This is a genomic window from Streptomyces sp. MS06, assembly GCF_047200655.1.
Classification (GTDB): Bacteria; Actinomycetota; Actinomycetes; order Streptomycetales; family Streptomycetaceae; genus Streptomyces.
The window spans coordinates 1-1,978 of record NZ_JBJZOJ010000131.1; the positions used below are offsets into that span (position 1 = coordinate 1).

General features: G+C 67.1%; 2 protein-coding genes. One reads left to right on the forward strand and one right to left on the reverse strand.

Annotation, left to right across the window (positions count from 1 at the left end; translation table 11 throughout):
• Positions 1 to 48: 48 nt before the first annotated feature.
• Positions 49 to 552, reverse strand: a complete 504-nt coding sequence (locus tag ACL02U_RS32760) for an NUDIX hydrolase (protein ID WP_412794654.1) — start codon at positions 550 to 552, stop codon at positions 49 to 51.
• A gap of 163 nt (positions 553 to 715) precedes the next feature.
• On the opposite strand from ACL02U_RS32760, the gene ACL02U_RS32765 reads away from it, so the two are divergent.
• Complete coding sequence (locus ACL02U_RS32765) at positions 716 to 1,954, forward strand: IS701 family transposase (protein WP_412794655.1); 1,239 nt, start codon at positions 716 to 718, stop codon at positions 1,952 to 1,954.
• The last annotated feature ends 24 nt before the right edge of the window (positions 1,955 to 1,978 follow it).

The window sequence follows — 1,978 nt, forward strand, 5'->3', positions numbered from 1 at the left end:
TACTGCAGCTGTAGATCGTGATCTTCATGTGGTGACCACTGTCTGGCGTCACCACCGGGCGACGAGCGTCTCGTCCATACCTCGGTTGCGGTACAGCCAGGTGGTCCCTGGTGCGATGGCCCCGGTCAGATAGCCGACGATGGGCTCCCGCTGGGTTGCGCTGTCCAGCTCACCGAGCAGCTTCAGAGCGTCGGGCAGGGGGAAGAAGGCGGCCTGTTTGATGTCGTCGTCCTGTGGCGCGACGGCCCCCGACCACTCGTCGATCTCGAAGGCGGCAGCCAACGCCGAAGGGTGCTGCTCGGAATCGATGTGCATGAGGAACGCGGTCCGCACCGGGTCGCCCACCAGCAGCCCGGTCTCCTCCTGCAACTCGCGCCGGAGAGCTTCGTGCATGAGCTCGCCGTCCTCGACCCCGCCGCCAGGCAGCGACCAGAGCATCTCACCATCGGCGCCGAGGCTCTCTCGCACAAGCAGAATTTCGTCGCCTTGGCGGACGATGCCAATAACCAACTGCACCCGAGGCTTCGGGGCCTTCGAATCCTGCGCTGTCATGCCGTTGACCGTACGGTATGGCCAGTTCACCGGTGGCCAGGGCCGACGCGGAGACGAGTGCGACCACCGTTGATCATCGTGAGTTGTGTGGACTGACGAAAAGACGGTGGCCGCAGGTCACAGCATAGATCCCGTCCGTTGGCGGGAGGCGTTCGAGGTGGTCATGGGCCGGATCGCGGGCCGGTTCGCCCGGGTCGAGCCCCGGCTGCGGGCCAGGCGGTTGGTGCTGGGATTGCTATCGGACCTGCCGCGCAAGAACTGCTGGACAATCGCGGAATGGGCCGGGGAGACCAGCCCGCACGGCATGCAGCATCTGCTGTGCCGAGCCGTCTGGGACGCCGATGGTGTCCGCGATGACGTGCGCGAATACGTCGTCGAGCACCTATATGACAATGGCGCGGTCCTGGTTGTCGACGAGACCGGCGACGTCAAGAAGGGCACCCGCACGGTCGGGGTCCAACGCCAGTACACCGGAACGGCTGGACGGATCGAGAACTCCCAGGTCGCGGTCTACCTCGTCTACGCCGGCGAGCACGGACACGCGGCGGTGGACCGGGAGCTGTACGTCCCGCGCTCCTGGACAAGCGACCCGGACCGCTGCCGGGCAGCCGGACTCGGCGAGGACGCCGTCTTCGCGACCAAGCCAGACCTGGCCCGCACGATGATCGAACGGTTCCTGGACGCCGGACACCACGTCGGCTGGGTCACCGGGGACGAGGTCTACGGCGGCAACCCAGGACTGCGCACGGCTCTGGAGGAACGCGGCATCGGCTATGTCCTCGCGGTGGCCTGCTCGGCCGAAGTGCCCACCAGCGCAGGCAAGTTCCGCGCCGATGCCCTGTCGCGGAAGGTGCCAAAGCGGGCCTGGCAGAAGCTCTCGGCCGGACGCGGCGCGAAGGGGCAGCGGTTCTACGACTGGGCTGTCATCGACCTCGCCGAGGCAGGCCCGGGCCGCCACCAGCTGCTGATCCGCCGCAACCGCAGCACCGGTGAACTCGCCTACTACCGCTGTCACTCCACCACGCCGACTTCCCTGGCCACCCTGGTCAAGGTCGCAGGTTCCAGATGGCGGGTGGAGGAAACCTTCCAAACTGAGAAGGGACTGGCCGGGCTGGACGAGCACCAGGTCCGCCGCTATCCCTCGTGGGCCCGCTGGGTCACCCTCGCGATGCTGGCCCACGCCTTCCTCGCCGTCGTCCGCGCCGACGAACACACACACCGACCCACGCCGGACGACCTGATCCCGCTGTCCTGCAACGAGATCTGCCGCCTGTTCATCGCGCTCGTCGTCCGGCCCGTCCGCAATGCGGCCCACCGGCTTGCCTGGTCCGACTGGCGCCGCCGCCACCAAGCACGATCACGCACCAGTCACTACCGACGGCAAGCCGCATCCCAGACATGAAGATCACGATCTACAGCTGGAGTA